16 protein-coding genes and 1 tRNA gene are annotated in these 14,838 nt (G+C 75.1%); 6 read left to right on the plus strand and 11 right to left on the minus strand.

Annotated elements, in window-relative coordinates:
• Window positions 1-186: 186 nt before the first annotated feature.
• Entirely contained in the window at window positions 187-462 is a 276-nt protein-coding gene (locus AB0D01_RS24330) for a hypothetical protein (protein ID WP_363058601.1), read from the minus strand.
• Window positions 463-626: 164 nt separating this feature from the next.
• Between AB0D01_RS24330 and AB0D01_RS24335 the strand changes: the two genes are divergently transcribed.
• Both AB0D01_RS24335 and AB0D01_RS24340 read left to right on the plus strand, forming a co-directional pair.
• Window positions 627-699 (plus strand) — tRNA-Ala (locus tag AB0D01_RS24335).
• Between the two features lie 200 nt (window positions 700-899).
• On the plus strand, window positions 900-1,061 hold the full coding sequence (locus AB0D01_RS24340; protein WP_363058603.1) for a hydrophobic protein: 162 nt from the start codon (window positions 900-902) through the stop codon (window positions 1,059-1,061).
• A 150-nt stretch (window positions 1,062-1,211) separates the two neighbouring features.
• Here AB0D01_RS24340 and AB0D01_RS24345 read toward each other — a convergent pair whose 3' ends face one another.
• Window positions 1,212-1,625 (minus strand): C40 family peptidase, encoded by a 414-nt coding sequence (locus AB0D01_RS24345; protein WP_363058691.1) that lies wholly within the window; start codon window positions 1,623-1,625, stop codon window positions 1,212-1,214.
• Between the two features lie 250 nt (window positions 1,626-1,875).
• Window positions 1,876-3,303 carry an FAD-binding oxidoreductase gene (locus AB0D01_RS24350; RefSeq protein WP_363058605.1) on the minus strand — a complete coding sequence of 476 codons (1,428 nt, stop codon included), beginning with the start codon at window positions 3,301-3,303 and terminating at the stop codon, window positions 1,876-1,878.
• Window positions 3,304-3,554: 251 nt separating this feature from the next.
• Here AB0D01_RS24350 and AB0D01_RS24355 point away from each other — a divergent pair, with 251 nt between their 5' ends.
• Complete coding sequence (locus tag AB0D01_RS24355) at window positions 3,555-4,538, plus strand: helix-turn-helix domain-containing protein (RefSeq protein ID WP_363058607.1); 984 nt, start codon at window positions 3,555-3,557, stop codon at window positions 4,536-4,538.
• Window position 4,539: 1 nt separating this feature from the next.
• Here the strand turns inward: AB0D01_RS24355 and AB0D01_RS24360 are convergent, their stop codons facing one another.
• Window positions 4,540-4,950 (minus strand): hypothetical protein, encoded by a 411-nt coding sequence (locus tag AB0D01_RS24360; RefSeq protein WP_363058609.1) that lies wholly within the window; start codon window positions 4,948-4,950, stop codon window positions 4,540-4,542.
• Window positions 4,951-5,127: 177 nt separating this feature from the next.
• On the opposite strand from AB0D01_RS24360, the gene AB0D01_RS24365 reads away from it, so the two are divergent.
• A complete protein-coding gene (locus AB0D01_RS24365; RefSeq protein WP_363058611.1) occupies window positions 5,128-5,496 on the plus strand; it encodes a PRC-barrel domain-containing protein in 369 nt (122 codons plus the stop codon).
• 273 nt (window positions 5,497-5,769) lie between these two features.
• Window positions 5,770-6,957 (plus strand): PP2C family protein-serine/threonine phosphatase, encoded by a 1,188-nt coding sequence (locus AB0D01_RS24370; protein ID WP_363058693.1) that lies wholly within the window; start codon window positions 5,770-5,772, stop codon window positions 6,955-6,957.
• Here AB0D01_RS24370 and AB0D01_RS24375 read toward each other — a convergent pair.
• From AB0D01_RS24375 to AB0D01_RS24400, 6 genes are all read right to left on the minus strand, one after another.
• Complete coding sequence (locus AB0D01_RS24375) at window positions 6,954-7,865, minus strand: oxygenase MpaB family protein (RefSeq protein WP_363058613.1); 912 nt, start codon at window positions 7,863-7,865, stop codon at window positions 6,954-6,956. The two genes, AB0D01_RS24370 and AB0D01_RS24375, sit on opposite strands and share 4 nt — an antisense overlap.
• Before the next feature lie 183 nt (window positions 7,866-8,048).
• Window positions 8,049-8,345 carry a hypothetical protein gene (locus AB0D01_RS24380; protein WP_363058614.1) on the minus strand — a complete coding sequence of 99 codons (297 nt, stop codon included), beginning with the start codon at window positions 8,343-8,345 and terminating at the stop codon, window positions 8,049-8,051.
• 132 nt (window positions 8,346-8,477) lie between these two features.
• Window positions 8,478-9,344 carry a hypothetical protein gene (locus tag AB0D01_RS24385; RefSeq protein ID WP_363058616.1) on the minus strand — a complete coding sequence of 289 codons (867 nt, stop codon included), beginning with the start codon at window positions 9,342-9,344 and terminating at the stop codon, window positions 8,478-8,480.
• A 90-nt stretch (window positions 9,345-9,434) separates the two neighbouring features.
• A complete protein-coding gene (locus AB0D01_RS24390; protein WP_363058618.1) occupies window positions 9,435-10,112 on the minus strand; it encodes a hypothetical protein in 678 nt (225 codons plus the stop codon).
• A gap of 51 nt (window positions 10,113-10,163) precedes the next feature.
• On the minus strand, window positions 10,164-11,084 hold the full coding sequence (locus tag AB0D01_RS24395) for an NAD-dependent protein deacetylase (protein WP_363058620.1): 921 nt from the start codon (window positions 11,082-11,084) through the stop codon (window positions 10,164-10,166).
• Between the two features lie 302 nt (window positions 11,085-11,386).
• A complete protein-coding gene (locus AB0D01_RS24400; protein WP_363058622.1) occupies window positions 11,387-12,523 on the minus strand; it encodes a glutamate--cysteine ligase in 1,137 nt (378 codons plus the stop codon).
• 313 nt (window positions 12,524-12,836) lie between these two features.
• On the opposite strand from AB0D01_RS24400, the gene zwf reads away from it, so the two are divergent.
• A complete protein-coding gene (gene zwf, locus AB0D01_RS24405; protein WP_363058624.1) occupies window positions 12,837-14,312 on the plus strand; it encodes a glucose-6-phosphate dehydrogenase in 1,476 nt (491 codons plus the stop codon).
• A gap of 46 nt (window positions 14,313-14,358) precedes the next feature.
• On the opposite strand, the gene AB0D01_RS24410 is transcribed toward zwf, so the two are convergent.
• On the minus strand, window positions 14,359-14,829 hold the full coding sequence (locus tag AB0D01_RS24410; RefSeq protein WP_363058626.1) for a peptidase inhibitor family I36 protein: 471 nt from the start codon (window positions 14,827-14,829) through the stop codon (window positions 14,359-14,361).
• Window positions 14,830-14,838 lie beyond the last annotated feature (9 nt).

Consider the following 14,838-nt stretch of genomic DNA (forward strand, 5'->3'; position numbering starts at 1 on the left):
CGTCGGTGACCTCGCGTCACGATTCCGGAACGAGGTCCGGAACGAGGTCCGGAAACCGGCGGGGACCGGCCTGTGGAGGCCGTCGTAGGCGCTCGCGGGCGCACGACGGACCGGCCGTCCGCCCCTGGTGGGGCGGACGGCCGGCGCTGTCTCGGAGTGGGTCTCGAAGGGACCTCGCGGGCGGTGCTACCTCGGCTCGTGGGCGGCCGTGCGGCAGGCCCCGCCCGCGGCGCCGCCGGGGACGCCCGCCTCGGTCATGCCGTTCACGCAGCCCTGTAGATCGCCGCTCACGCCGAGCCGGCAGGCGGCCGTCACCGCGTCGGTGTCGGCGGCGCCCGCCTGGCCCGCCAGTCGGGCGCACGCCGGGATGTCCGCCCGGGCGGCGGGGGCGGCGAGCGCGGCGCCGCCGAGGGTGAGGGTCAGGCCGGCGAGGACACCGGCGAAACGGGTCGAGCTGCGCATGGGAGCACCTGCTTTCGGGGACTTCGCTCACGCGACCTCGCGCCGGCCCGCTCCGAAGCCACCCGCGGGCCGCGCGCCCCTCCCGCTGTCTCCACCGTACGACCGGGCCCACCCCACCACGAGCCGGAACCGGGCCGGCGCTGCTCTATGATCACGGGCGGAACGGGGTCGTAGCGCAGTGGTCGTCGCGCCCTCACCGCATGTGGGAGGACGCCGGTTCGAATCCGGTCGGTCCCGTTCCGTCCGTCCTTCTTCCTTCCTTGCGGCAGGGTCGTGAATTCTCTCCGACCCTGCCGTTTCGGCGTGATGGGTGGCCCTCGCGTATTTCGCGCCGGATGGTGGGAGGTCGCGAGGAATTCGGCCGGAGAAATCCGTGGGCCGCGGGTGTGCATGGGGGAGGGGGTCGGGGGCATACGGCTCCCTGGAGGTTGATAAACATGGTTCCCCTGCTTCTGGTGCTTCTGCTGGCCGTGCTTCTTTTCGGCGCGGGTTTCGCGATCAAGATCCTGTGGTGGATCGCTCTGGCGGTCCTGGTGCTCTGGCTTGTCGGATTCGTCGCCCGTCCCAAGGGGAGCAGTGGGCGGTGGTACCGCTGGTAGTCGGAAGAAAGTCCCTCGGGACGTCCTTCGGGACGGGTGAAAGCGTCCGGCGTCCGACGCCGCGGGGGTGATCCCGTCTTCCGATCCCGGTCCGGGGGCCGCGCCGACGCGGCCCCCGGGCCTCGGCGCGTCAGGGGTCGTCGTGCGGGCTCAGTTCGCCCGGGTGTAGTGCACCGCGCCCGTCCAGATGCGTTCGAGCCTTACGCGGGTGCCGGGTTGGGGGGCGTGCCAGATCTTGTCGTGGCCGGCGTAGATGCCGACGTGGCCCATGGTCCGCCCGCTGGGGAAGAAGACCAGGTCTCCGGGGGCGCGCCGGTCGCGCGGGATGCGGCGGGTGTTCTCGTACTGCGCCTCCGCCGTACGGGGCAGGGTCCGGCCCGCCTCGCGGAAGGCGTAGAGGGTGAGGCCCGAGCAGTCGAATTCCCTGGGCCCGGTGGCGCCGTAGACGTAGGGGGCGCCCTTCTTGGAAGCGGCGACCGCGACGGCCTTTATGCCGTAGGAGGAGGCGGCCTGGGCGGGGTTGGCCGGGACGAAGAGGGCTGCGATGGAAATGACCAGGACCAGTGCGGGGGAGCGATGGCTCTCCCGGCGTTTATTCCTGTTCGGCAATCGTGATACCTCCGCATTCAGATTCAGGAACAAGACCGTGACGGTGACTGTTCTGTTCTCGGTGACTGCGTATCGGCTGCCGATGAGCGCCTAATTTGCCCGAAGTGTTCGCGATCGAGAGGGTCGGACACGGCGCGGAAATGTCTCGGTTGGGCAAAACAACCCGAGATGATATGCCTAATCCCGACGGGTCCGCGTGCGCCGGCTACAGGCCGTGGCACCCCGTACGGCACCTCGTCAGGATCCCGTCGGGGTCGTGGTGGGCACCGATCTCGCGCAGCCGCGGCAGGTTGCCGCCGTGGTAGGCGGTCGCGGCGTCGGCGAGCGCCGGGTCGGTGTAGTTCGGGTAGGCGTGGCCGTTGCCGTACGGGGCCAGCGCCGCGTGCAGGAGGTCGACCGTGCGCGCGCTCGCCCCCGCCGACCGCTCCGGCCCGGCGGGGTCCCACTCGCTGCGGCACTGCGCCAGGAACGCCGCCCGCCGGTGCCAGAACGCCGTCTCGCGCGGCTGCGGGTCACGGACCCGACCGCCCCACGGCGTGAGGGCCACGGCGCCCCCCACCTCGCGGGGGGCGCCGTCCAGCACGTCGAGCACCGCGGCCGCGCCGACCTCGTCGAGGGCCCCGTCCAGGTAGTGCGACCGCGTCGCCGAGGCCCACCGGGGCGCGGTTCCCGGCCCGTCCTCCATCCCCGCGAAGGAGCGCACCGTCTCGACGAACGACAGGCGGCGCACCTCCCGTCGGGCCCCCGGACCCACCTCGCGCAGCAGCGCCGCCAGCCGATCCTCCACGTCCACTCCCGGGCCGATCCCCACCCCCCGCACCCGCGCGAACGCGCCCCCGCCGGGCTCCGTGCCGAGCACCAACTGGGACCACAGCTCCGCGGGCGCCCCCGACGCCCACTCCTGCCACGCGCCCGGCACCCGCCGCGTCGCCGAGGACTCCCAGCGCAGGGCGAACACCGTGCACGGCGCCGTCTCCCAGGCACGACACAGCAGCGAGGTGACGACACCGGGAACCGCGTGCCCGCCGCCGCGCACCGCCCACCACAGGTCCGGCTCGCGGTCGGCGCCGCACTCCACGACCCGCCCGTCGGCGAGCACCACCCGGGCCCCTACCACCGCGTCGCAGGTCAACCCCCGGGCACGGCTGAAGACCCCGTGGCCGCCGCCCAGGGCCAGGCCGGAGAAGCCCACACCGGGACACGTCCCGCCGGCCACGGCCACCCCCGACCGGGCGAGGCGCCCGTAGACCTCCCCCTGGCGGGTTCCCGCGCCCACCCGCCACAGCCCCTCTTCGGGCCGCACGCCCGCCAGCCGCGACACGTCGATCACCAACGGTCCGCGGCTGGAGCACCCGCCGAAGCAGTGCCCCCCGCTGCGGACGCCGATGCCCACGCCCCGGGACCGCGCGAAATCCAGGCAGCGGGCCACGTCCGCCTCCCGCGCGCAGTAGGCGATCGCCTCCGGTCGGGACCCCTCCGCGACCCGGGCGTTGTGCGGGAGCCGCGACCGCTCGTAGTCGGCGGTTCCGGGGAGCGACAGGTGCCCCGCCAGGGCGCGTTGCAGCGGACCCCAACCGGCGCCCGCCTCCCGTCCGTCCCGCGGGCGACCGGCCGCCCCGGAGGATCCGCTCATGACACCGTCCTCAACCGTCCCTGGCCGCCACTTCCGCACGCCCGTTCCCTTCCCCCGCGACCGGGCCCCCACCCCGGCCGCGCCCTTCGGATCACGTCGGGCCCGTGCCCGCCGCATCCCGCCCGCCGTCCGCCGTCCGCCGTCCGTCCGTCGTGCGGCGAACGCGCCCGCCACCGGCACCCGGCCGCCTACGCTGGTCCCGCGCCGCTCCCGCGTGCCGCGCCCGCCGTACCGGAGGACGTCCACCAACCGTGCACCAGCCGCCGCCGCAGCCCCGCCCGTCGGGCGGGCACAGCTTCAACACCACCGAAGTGGACGTCGCCCGCGACTGGTTGAAGGCGGCGTACGGGACGAGCCTGCGCATGAGGGCCCCCGCGCCCCACACCCCCTTCCGGTACGCGCGCGACAGCGCAGGCCCCGTCTCGCTCAGCACCCTGGACCTGCCGACGGAGTACTCCTACGCCACGGACCCCCTCGGCGCGGTGGCCGTCACCCACGTCGTCGGAGGCCGCATGGTCCGCGAGTGCCCGGACGACGTCACCGAGGCCGGACCCGGAGACGTCCTGGCGATCTCCCAACCCCACCTCCCCTACGCGGGCCGGGTGTACCGCGCCGAACTGCGGGCCGTGACGCTCCCGGTGGCCCTGGTGGAGGAACACGCGGGCCGCCCGGCCGGGCACCGCGCCGGCCCGCTGCGCTTCACCCGCTTCACCCCCGTCTCGCCGGCCATGGCCGACCACTGGAAGAGGACGGTCGCCTACGTCGGCGAGAGCGTCCTGTCCCTGCCGCCGGACGGTGCCCCGCTGGTCGTCGACGCCGCCGCCCGGCTGCTCGCCGCGACCGTCCTGGCGGTCTTCCCCACCGACGCCCGCCCCGACCCCGTGCTCGCGGACACGCGGGACGCCACCCCCGAGACCGTCCGGCGGGCCGTCGCCTTCATCGAGTCGCGGCCGGCGTCGGAGATCGGTCCCGCCGAGATGGCCGCCGCCGCCGGCGTCACCCCGCGCGCCCTCCAGTACGCCTTCCGACGGCACCTCGGCACGACGCCGACCGCGTACCTGCGCCGCGTACGACTGGCCCTGGCCCATGCCGACCTGGTCGCGGCGGACCCCTCGCGGGACACGGTCACGCGGATCGCCGCCCGGTGGGGCTTCCACCACCAGGGGCGCTTCTCCGCCGCCTACCGCGAGGCGTACGGGACCCTGCCCCGCAGCACGCTCGCCGCCTCCCGCTGAGTCAGCGCGCGGGCCCGCCCGCCCCGTCGGTCGCCCTGTCGGCCGGCCCGTCGGTCGGCCCGGTTCCGGAGCGCAGGACGACGAGGTGCTCCCCGTGCGGGGCGACGTCGAGGCCCGCCTCGCGCAGGATCACCGCGAGGGCCGTCCGCAGCGCCCTGTGCAACCCCGTCAGGGAGGTGAAGCGGGAGAGGTCCTCCTCGTGGCCGTGGACCTGGACGGTCGGTCGCAGCACCTCGCGGGCGGCCCAGCCCACCACCACCCCCTCGGGGGCCCGCCACACCCGCAGGCCGTCGCCCTCCACCGGTGAGGTGTCGAAGCCCGCGCGGCGCAGGGCGGCCACGACCCGCTCGTGGTCGTCGACGGGTCCGTCCTCGGGGGGTCCGGCGTCCGCCGGGACCTGTGTGGGGGGCATGGGCCCACTCCAGCGGCCCGCGCGTCGCGGCGAAAGCCGCTGCGCGAAGGCGCCTTCGCACCGACGGCCGGAAAACGAAGCGGACCCGAGATCGGCCCGTGTGAGAGCGGTGGGCCCGGGCAGGCGCGAGGGCACACGAGGCAGAGACTTTCACCCGAACGGAAAGGACCACTTCCGATGACCGACCAGGTGTGGGGCTACCGCGAGACGTCCGGCCGATCGCAGGACATCGATCCGACCGGATTCAAGGTCGAGGCCGTCGACGGCTCCATCGGCAAGGTGGACAAGCACTCCGACGAGGCGGGCTCGGCGTACATCGTCGTCGACACCGGCCCGTGGATCTTCGGCAAGGAGGTCCTCCTGCCGGCCGGCACGGTCTCGCGCATCGACGTGGGCGAGGAGAAGATCTACGTCGACCGGACGAAGGAGCAGATCAAGAACGCCCCCGAGTTCCACCGCGACATCCACCTCGACCACCCCGGCTACCACGACGAACTCGCCGCCTACTACCGGTCCGGCGACGCCTTCGGCGGTCGCCCCCTCTGACGCTCCGGGAGCCGGGGAGCCGGGGAGCCGGAGAACCGCACGGACCGACCCGCACCCCCGTCCGGCCGTACGCCGAGGCCGCGGCGTCGGGGACTGTGGGACGCTGGTGGGACCGGCGGTCGGGCCCGGCTCGCGGGGCCGCCGCCCGTACCCGGGTGAGGTGCGGTGAGCCTGAACGACGGAACCCGTGAAGCCGCCGGAGCCGATGGCCCCGACGCACGCGCCGGACGGGTGCGGGACCTGCTGGCCGGCCTCCTGGAGGCCAGTCACGTCATGTCCTGGGACGAACTCTCGGCGCAGGTCGCCGCCCGGGCCGCCCCGGCCGGCTTCCGCGACGTGGCGATCTACCTGGCCGACCTCCAGGAGGACGTGCTGCGGCTGCTGCCCGGCGGCTCGGGCGAGCGGGAGCTGCCCGTGGCCACGACCGTGGCGGGCCGGGCCTTCCAACTCGTCCGCCCCCTGTCCGTGACCTCCCCCGAACAGCGGGGGACGCTGTGCTGGCTCCCGCTCCTCGACGGCACCGAACGGCTCGGGGTGCTGAGGGCGACGGCCGGGGCCGACGACCCGCCGACACGGCGGGAGCTGGGCCTCCTGTCCTCCCTGGTGGGACTCCTCGTCGTCAGCAAGCGCGCCTCCAGCGACACCCACGCCCGTCTGGTGCGGACCCGGCCCATGAACGTCGCGGCGGAGATGCAGTGGCACCTCATGCCGCCCACCACCTACGCCGACCCGCAGGTGGTGGTCGGCGCCGTGCTGGAACCGGCGTACGAGATCGGCGGCGACGCCTTCGAGTACGCGCGGGCCGGCCCCGTCCTCCACCTCGGCATCTTCGACGCCATGGGGCACGACACCTCCGCCGGGGTGACGGCCAACCTGGCGGTCGCGGCCTGCCGCAACGGCAGGCGCCAGGGGCTCGACCTCGCCGAGACCTCGGTCGCGATCGAGCGGGCCCTCATGAACGAGTTCGGCCGACAGCGCTACGTCACGGGGATCCTCGCCCGGCTCGACACCACCACCGGAGCCCTCTCCTGGGTCAACCGGGGCCACCACCCTCCGGTCATCATCCGCGGCGGACGGTGGATGACGAGCCTCCACTGCCCGCCCGCCCACCCGATGGGCACCGACCTCGGTCTGGAACCCACCCTCTGCCGGGAGCAACTGGAGCCGGGCGACCGCGTCGTCCTCTACACCGACGGCCTCACCGAGGCCCGCAACGCGGACGGGCAGGAGTTCGGCCTCGAAGGCTTCGTCGACTTCCTCGTCCGCCACCACAGCGACGGCCTGCCCGTCCCCGAGACGCTGCGCCGGTTGATGCGCGCCATCGTCACCCACCACGCCGGCTACCTGACGGACGACGCCACCGTCCTGATGGCCGAATGGCTGGGCCCCGAGGGCGGCAGCTCCCTGGCCCGCGACCGGGTGGGGTTCCCCGGGCGACCCGATCCGCAGGACACGACCTAACCGACCCGCCCGGCGTACGCCTCGGGGGTCGGCGGCGGGGGTTGTGCCTGGAGCGCCCAGCGGATCACCGAGGTCAGGGCCCGGCCGGCGGGGCGCACGCACAGGGCGTCGAGCCCCGGCAGGCGGGGCACGCCGAGCAGGTCCCGGCCCCAGGGCGGCAACAGGGCGACGGCGTTCGCCGCGAGGACGGCGTACGGGCCCCGGGCCGGCAGCGGCAGGGGCGGACGCAGCAGGATGAAGCGGGCGGCGTCCCGGGCCTCGCGGGTGGCCCGCAGCTCGGGCCGGTAGGCCTCCAGCCGGGCGGCCAGGGCGGCCCGGTCGCGCGGCGGGTCGAGGACCCCGAGGGCGGTGGCGACACGGGCGGCGCCGGCGAGGTACGCGTCGCAGCCGGGGCCGTCGAGGGGGTGGGCCCCGTAGCGCTGGTGCGCCCGCAGGAAGGAGTAGACCTCGGCGGCGTGCACCCACCCCAGCAGGTGCGGATCGGCGGCGCGGTACGGGAGGCCGTCGGCGGTGACCCCGCTGACGCGCTCGTGCACCGCGCGGACCCGCGCGACCGCCCGGTCGGCGTCCGCGGCGGTGCCGTACGTCGTCACGGCGAGGACGGTGCTGGTCCGCTGGAGCCGGCCCCAGGGATCGCCGCGGTAGCCGGAGTGCGCGGCGACGGCGGCCATGGCCACGGGGTGCAGGGACTGCAACAGGAGCGCCGCCAGACCACCGGTGAACATCGAGGCGTCGCCGTGCACCGTGCGCACGGGGCTGTCCGGAGGGAACCAGCGGGGTCCGGGGGTGCCGTGGATCCGGGCGCGGTTCTGCGGGCCCGAGGGGCCCGCCACGCGGGTGAACAGGCTACGGCCGAGCCGTTCGCGGATCCCGGCGGGAGCGCCGGGGGAGGGGGCGGACGGATTCACCCCTCCAGTGTCGCGCGGACGCCGCGATCGCGGGCCGCGACGGGCGGAGCGTGGCACGGGCCGCCGCGGCCGGTCGGAGCGGAGCGGCCGGGCGGGGCGTGGCGTACGCGCGGGTTCCGGGAAGGAGCGTCGGCCCGGGGCCGCGCCCCGCCCGACCCGCGCACACGCCACGCGGTGGCCGACTCAGTTGCCGATGCCGGCCGTGCCCAGGCCCGAGTTGCCGATGCCGGCGGTGCCCAGGCCCGTGTTGGCGAGGCCTGCGTTGCCGATGCCGGAGTTCAGGACCCCCGCGTTCCCGAGGCCGGTGTTCAGGGCGCCCGCGTTGCCGACGCCGGAGTTGACGAAACCGTGGTTGCCCACGCCGGAGTTGCCGATGCCGGAGCTGCCGACGCCGTCGGCGCAGGCCAGACCGGCACCGCCCAGGCCCAGGACAGCGGCCGTGCCCAGCGTGGCGGTGAGACGGAGAAGATGAGTACGCATTACATACCTCCCGATTTGAGGTCGAACCGCCCTATCTCTAGCACCGCCGGCTCCGCGCGCGCCGGCATCCCGCGTGCGGCGCGCCCGTGTCACGCCGAGTGGAGTACGCGGGTGGGCGCGGGGGTGGTCCGGTCAGCGGCCCCTGCTCAACCCGTACCGGTCGGCGGCGCCCGGATCGCCGACGTAGCGGACGAGTTCGGGGCTGCCGTCGTGGCCCTCCACCCGCCACGCGGGCAGCGAGCAGCCCGCGATGCGACTGTCGACGCGCTGCCCCCAGGTGTTGCGGAGTCCGGGGGTGAAGGTCCAGGTGCCCGTTCCGGTGCAGGTGCGCGTCACGTCGTCCGCGCTGTCCCCCGGCCCGAACAGGCTGATGCCCGAGGCCGTGACGCGGCCGTCCTCCTCGAAGGTCATCTGTCCGCCCCGCCCGTCGTGCCAGGTGCCGGTCACCGCGGCCGCGGTGATCGACGGGGGTCGGTACCTCGGCACGATGTCGGTCCACAGGGCGAAGGCGCCCAGGAGGGCGATCCCCACCACGACCGCCGCGCCGCGCTTCGCCACCAGGGCGAGCAGCCCCTCCCGTCGTGGGCGGCCGAGGAGGGCGGCGACGGAGAGGACGGCGGTGGCCACGGCCCAGGCCGTCGTCACCCCGGACCGGTCCGAGCCGCTCCACAGGGCCCACGCCGCCGGGACCGCGAGTACGGCCCCGACGGAGGCGGGCACCCACGCCCAGGAGCCCGCGCCGCCGACCAGGCGCCCGAGGGCGTCGCCGAGCGCCACGGCGGGCAGGACCACCACCAGCGACAGCGCCGCGCCCACCAGCGCGGAGATCCAGGTGAGGTGCACCAGCGCCGGCACCACCTCGACGGAGACCCCGTTCAGGTGCGGCGGCACCCGCGTCATCGCGTACAGCACGCCGATCACGGCCGCGAGCGCCACCTCCAGGCAGAACACCAACGTCGAGACCACCAGAATCCGGCCGAAGGATCGCTTCGTCTCCATGGCCACCCCCCATTCCCGGCACGCCGAAGGGACGCCACCCTCCGCTCGGGGGGACGCCTCACCCCATGGTGCCACCCCTCCTGAACGTGTTCAATTATGGGTGGGGTCGGGGAGGGCGCCAGGGCCCTCGACGCGGTAGTGGGACGTCAGCGCCGCCGCGTACGGCTCGGGGACGGACCCCCTGAAGACCAGGGAGAGGTACGTGTCCAGCGCCTGCTCCACCTCCCGGAAGGGCCCGAACTCCGCCCGCCACGCGTCACGGGCGGCCCGGTCGGGAAACCCCTGGAAGACCGCCACCTCGGGGTCCCGTTCGCCCCAGCAGCCCCACTTGCGCGAAGGCCCCGTCAGGGCCACGACGTTCGCCATGATCGTGATCGCGTCCCCGGCGTCGTCCCCCTCGTCGAAGCCCACCGCTTCCCAGTAGTCGTCCTCGTCGGCCTCCACGGGCAGCGCCAACGGGACGAAGGAACAGCGGTCGTCGTCCGGCGAGAGGACCAGGAGTTCGACGTACCGGTCGCCGTGCGAGCGCGCCAACGCGCTCAGGGCCGGCCACAGTTCAGGGGTGAGGAGCGAGTCGAAATCGACGAACAGGGAATCCCCCGCATCCCGGCGGAAGACCGGATCGGGCAGGCGGGCGTCGAGGTCGAAGACCTCGGCGCAGTGCGCGCGGATCCCCTCCGGGTCCGGGTGGTCACCGGGGCCGCCCGGCGGGGGAGTGCCGGACCGCGTGCGGTCCGATCGGGCGGCGGCGGTGCGTGGGTCGTGCACGATTTCCTCGACTCCGTCCTGCGTGAGCCGCCGCTGACGAAGAGTGGACGGCTAGACGGAGTCCGAGCGTACGTTCCCCCCGGGGGGAGCCTCCACGGGGATGCCCAGCCGGTCGGCGATCGAGCCCAGGGCCGACCCGAGGGGGAGTGCGACCCGGGTGGCGGCGTGCCGGTCGCCCCGGGTCGGGTCGCGGTTGACGATGAGCACCGGTTTCCCGGCGCGCTCGGCCTGCCGCACGAAGCGCAACCCGGACATCACGGTCAGGGAGGAGCCCAGGACCAGCAGGCAGGACGCCCCGTCGACCAGCGCGCGGCACCGCTCCACCCTGGGCGGCGGAACGGATTCGCCGAAGAACACCACGTCCGGCTTGAGGACGCCGCCGCAACGCGCGCACGGCACCACCCGGAAGTCGGCCACCTGCTCGTCGGTCAGGTCGGCGTCGCCGTCGGGATTGAGGCCGGCGGCCACCGGCTCGAAGCCCGCGTTGGCCTCCTCCAGCCGCCCGGCGAGCTCGCGGCGCGAGCAGCGGGCGCCGCAGGACAGGCAGACCACCCGACCCAGGGCCCCGTGGAGCTCCACCACGCCCTCGCTGCCCGCGGCCTGGTGCAGGCCGTCGACGTTCTGGGTGATCACACCCGCGAGCAGCCCGTGCCGCCCGAACGCGGCCACCGCCCGGTGCCCGGCATTGGGACGGGCACGGCCGAACGTGCGCCAGCCGAGGTGGCCGCGCGCCCAGTAGCGGCGCCTGGCCCGGACGTCGCCGACGAACTCCTGGTAGGTCATCGGGGTGTGCCGGCTGAGGCTTCCGCCCTCGCCCCGGTAGTCGGGGATGCCCGACTCCGTGGAGATCCCGGCGCCGCTGAGCACCAGCACGCCGCCCGCGCGCAGCGCGGCGGCGACCGGCTCCACGTCGGTGGTGCCGGGCGGCAGGTCCTCGGCGGGGGTCCAGCTCAGAGTGGGACGCGTGCGCATGCCGCCAGCGTACGAAACGGGAGGGGCGAAGGCACGGGTCCGTCCGGTCCGTCGGCTGCGCCCCGACGGACCCGGGGCCCCGGCGCAAGACGGCGGCCGCGCGCCGGTGCCCGGGGGGACGGGACACCGGCGCGCGGCCATCGACCTCGGCGGGTCGCCGCCCCGCTCGAACGGCGACCCGCCGACATGGACGCGTATGACCCCGAATCGAGACCTCAAACGGGGTCCGCGAAAACTTTTCTCCGCGCTCGGCGACGCGGCCGCGGCGAGTCGGGTGCGTGGGGCGTGCCGGGTGGGCCGGGTCAGCCGTACGACCGGCCGCGCGCGGCCTCGACCCCGGTGTCGCCGGTGGTCCGCCGCGCGCAGTCCCGGACGACGGCGGCGAGGTCCCCCTCCGCCCGCAGCAGCTCCCGCTGGACGCGCGCCCCGTTGCCGTGCTCCAGCAGGTCCGCCACGCCCGCCCGTACGAGGTGCTCGTCGCCGGCGTCGGCCAGGGCGTCCCCCACGTGCCGGCACAGCGCCTCGACGGCCGCCTCGGGCGAGGTGGCCCGCAGCGACCGGGGGTCCAGCAGGGGTCCGTCCAGGCCGGAGCGGCCCGCCTGCCAGGACGCGAGCCGCAGCAGGCCGGTGCTGACCCGGGCGGGCGGCTCACCGGCCCGCCACTGCCGGGCCGCCGTCTCCACGAGCCCCCGTACGAGCGCGGCCAGCAGGACCGGGGTCGAGGCGTCGAGGCACACGTCCGCCACCCTCACCTCCACCGTGGGGTAGGAGGCGGACAACCGGGCGTCGAACCAGAGCATGCCCGCGTCGCGGAGCACGCCCGACTCCACCATGGCCCGCACCTCCGCGTGGTAGCGGTCCGCCGAGCCGAACACGTCGACCGGCCCGGCCGAGGGGAGCCGGTTCCACACGCGGCTCCGGTAACTCCCGTAGAGGGTGTCCTCGCCCTGCCAGAACGGCGAGTTCGCGCTCAGCGCGGTCAGGACGGGGAGCCAGGGGCGGATGCGGTCCAGTACGCCGACGCCCTCCTCGTCCGACTCCACCGACACGTGCACGTGGCAGCCGCAGGTCAGCTGCTCCTGGGCGGTCATGCCGAACTGTCGCGCCACCCACGCGTAGCGGTGGCCCGGCGAGATGGAGGGCTGCACGGCCAGCGGGGAGGTGGCGATGGCCGCCACGACCGCCCCGGCCGTCGCGGCGTGCCGGGCGGCCTCGGCGCGCCACCGGACGATCTCCTCGCGCAGCTCGCCCATCTCCGTCACCGGCTTCGTGGCGAACTCGACCTGCTCCTCCTGGAGCTCCGCCTCGAAGGTGTGTTCCCGCTGGTCATCGGCCCCGGCCCGGTCGGCCGCGGCGAGCACGGCCCCCGCCACGGCCAGCGGCGCCCCGGTCTCCGCGTCCGCCAGCAGCAGTTCTTCCTCAACGCCCACGCTCCGCATGCGACCGCCTTCGTTCTCGTTCTCGTACTCGTGCTTCCGGCTCCCGGGTCTTCCGGTTCCCCGGTGGTCGTCACCGCCTGCCCGAGTCCGCCACGGGTATGCCGGGCCGCCGGGGCGGCGGACACCTGATACCGGGCACCAGGACACCGGGAGCGGGGTCGCCCGGGAGCCAGGCGGGGCCGGGGCGACGGCGCCCCGCACCCGAGTGGACGACCCCGGGTGCCGGTCCGGCCCGGGGCCCGCACAGTGGGGCCCTGAGGACGGTACGAACGCCGCCGAGGCGGCGGAGACGGCACGAGTGAGGACGCCCAGCATGGCCCAGCCGGACCAGTCCCCCGAACCGCCCCCGGCGGACCACGTCATCGTGTTGTTCGGCGCCACCGGGGACCTGGCCCGGCGCAAACTGCTGCCCGGCCTGTTCCACCTGGCCCGGGCGGGACTGATGCCGGCCCGCTACCGCATCGTGGGCACCGCGCCGGCGAGCGAGGCCCTCACCGACACGGAGTTCCGTGCCCACGCCCGGCAGGCCGTCACCGCGTTCGGCCGGGCCCGCCCCGAAGGCCCGGCCTGGGAGGCCTTCGAGGCCGCCCTGACGTTCGGCGCGGCAGACACGGGCGCCGCCGAACCGCTGATGACGGCGGTCCGCGAGGCGGAGGCCGCCCTCGGCGGCACCCCGCGCCGGCTGTTCCACCTCGCCGTGCCGCCCGTCGCCTTCACCTCGGTCGTCGACCTGCTCGGCGCCACGGGACTCTCCCGGGACGCCCGCGTCATCGTCGAGAAGCCCTTCGGCACCGACCTGGAGTCCGCCCGCGCGCTCAACGCCGCCATCCACGCCGTCTTCGACGAGTCCCGCGTGTTCCGCATCGACCACTTCCTGGGCAAGGAGGCCGTCGACAACATCCTGGCGCTGCGCTTCGCCAACGGCCTCTTCGAACCCCTGTGGAACCGCGAGCACATCAGCCACGTGCAGATCGACGTGCCCGAACGGATCGACATCCAGGGCCGCGCCCACTTCTTCGAGGGCACCGGCACCTTCCGCGACATGGTCGTCACCCACCTGTTCCAGCTCCTCGGGTTCGTGGCCATGGAGCCGCCGGTCGCCCTGGAGGCGCAGTCGCTGCGCGACGAACAGGTCAAGGTCTTCCGCGCCCTGCGGCCGGTCGATCCCGCGCACGTCGTCCGCGGCCAGTACACCGGCTACCGGGCCGAGCCCGGGGTGGACCCGAACTCGGACACCGAGACGTTCGTGGCGCTGCGGGTCGAGATCGACAACTGGCGCTGGGCGGGGGTGCCGTTCCACCTGCGGACCGGCAAGGCCCTGGCCGAGGGGCGACACGTGGTCACGCTCGGCCTGCGCGAGCCGGTGCTGCGCATGTTCCCGCTGGACGCGCGGGCGGCCGTCGACGGCCGGAGCAACGAACTCGTCATCGACTTCGCCGACCCCGGCTCAGTCACCGCCCGCTTCCTGGTCAAGGAACCCGGGCCGTCGATGCGGCTGGCGGAGGCCGACCTCGTCTTCGGCTACGACACCTCCTTCGCCGCCGCGAACTCCCTGGAGGGGTACGAACACCTCCTGCTGGAGGCCATGCGCGGCAACCAGTCCCTCTTCACCCGCTCCGACGGCATCGAACGCCTCTGGGAGGTCGCGGCGCCCCTGCTCGACACCCCGCCGCCGGTTCGGCCCTACGCCCCGGGCAGTTGGGGCCCCGACGCCATCGCCGACCTGGTGGAGCCCTACCGCTGGCACCTGCCCGACCGGCCCACCGGAGCGGACGCCCCGTCCTCGTAGCCCCGTACGGACCGGACGCGACGCCCCGGGCCGCCGACGCGCCCGGTCAGGGCGGCGGGCAGGGGTGGAACCGGTTGGAGCGGACGTTCCCGAACGACGCGGGGAGCCGGGCGACGCCCTGGTCCGGACGCAGGACCAGGCTCCGCCCCCGGTACTCGGTGGAGTTGTACACGGTGACGCAGCGGGCCTGGAGCCGGCCGTCCCGGCTCCGGGTCCCGGCGCCGTTCCACACCGAGGCCCCGTCGTTGAAGCCGACGTAGGCCGTCGTCTCCGGGTACCGCGGGAAGTCCTCGGCGACGAGGCTCGCCACGCCCGTGAAGTCCGGGCCCGTCCAGCCGCACATCCAGCCGGGCGGGCAGCCCCCGGCCGGGGCCGGGGCGGGCGCCGCCGGCGCGGCGGGGGCCGGTGTCAGGGCGAGGCAGGCCGCCGCGGCGAGCGCCGCCGCCGCGCGCCCCGGGCGCGGGGGACCGGGGCGGCGCCCGGTGGGCGGTCGCCCGGACGGGACGGGCTCGGGCACGGGATCACC

It is taken from the genome of Streptomyces sp. NPDC048606 (genome assembly GCF_040650855.1).
Classification (GTDB): domain Bacteria; phylum Actinomycetota; class Actinomycetes; order Streptomycetales; family Streptomycetaceae; genus Streptomyces.

Coding starts and splice junctions, on each gene's coding strand:
- AB0D01_RS24330 (WP_363058601.1), bottom strand. CDS start 462: ATGCGCAGCTCGACCCGTTTCGCCGGTGTCCTCGCCGGCCTGACCCTC.
- AB0D01_RS24340 (WP_363058603.1), top strand. CDS start 900: ATGGTTCCCCTGCTTCTGGTGCTTCTGCTGGCCGTGCTTCTTTTCGGC.
- AB0D01_RS24350 (WP_363058605.1), bottom strand. CDS start 3,303: ATGAGCGGATCCTCCGGGGCGGCCGGTCGCCCGCGGGACGGACGGGAG.
- AB0D01_RS24360 (WP_363058609.1), bottom strand. CDS start 4,950: ATGCCCCCCACACAGGTCCCGGCGGACGCCGGACCCCCCGAGGACGGA.
- AB0D01_RS24365 (WP_363058611.1), top strand. CDS start 5,128: ATGACCGACCAGGTGTGGGGCTACCGCGAGACGTCCGGCCGATCGCAG.
- AB0D01_RS24370 (WP_363058693.1), top strand. CDS start 5,770: ATGTCCTGGGACGAACTCTCGGCGCAGGTCGCCGCCCGGGCCGCCCCG.
- AB0D01_RS24380 (WP_363058614.1), bottom strand. CDS start 8,345: ATGCGTACTCATCTTCTCCGTCTCACCGCCACGCTGGGCACGGCCGCT.
- AB0D01_RS24385 (WP_363058616.1), bottom strand. CDS start 9,344: ATGGAGACGAAGCGATCCTTCGGCCGGATTCTGGTGGTCTCGACGTTG.
- AB0D01_RS24395 (WP_363058620.1), bottom strand. CDS start 11,084: ATGCGCACGCGTCCCACTCTGAGCTGGACCCCCGCCGAGGACCTGCCG.
- AB0D01_RS24400 (WP_363058622.1), bottom strand. CDS start 12,523: ATGCGGAGCGTGGGCGTTGAGGAAGAACTGCTGCTGGCGGACGCGGAG.
- zwf (WP_363058624.1), top strand. CDS start 12,837: ATGGCCCAGCCGGACCAGTCCCCCGAACCGCCCCCGGCGGACCACGTC.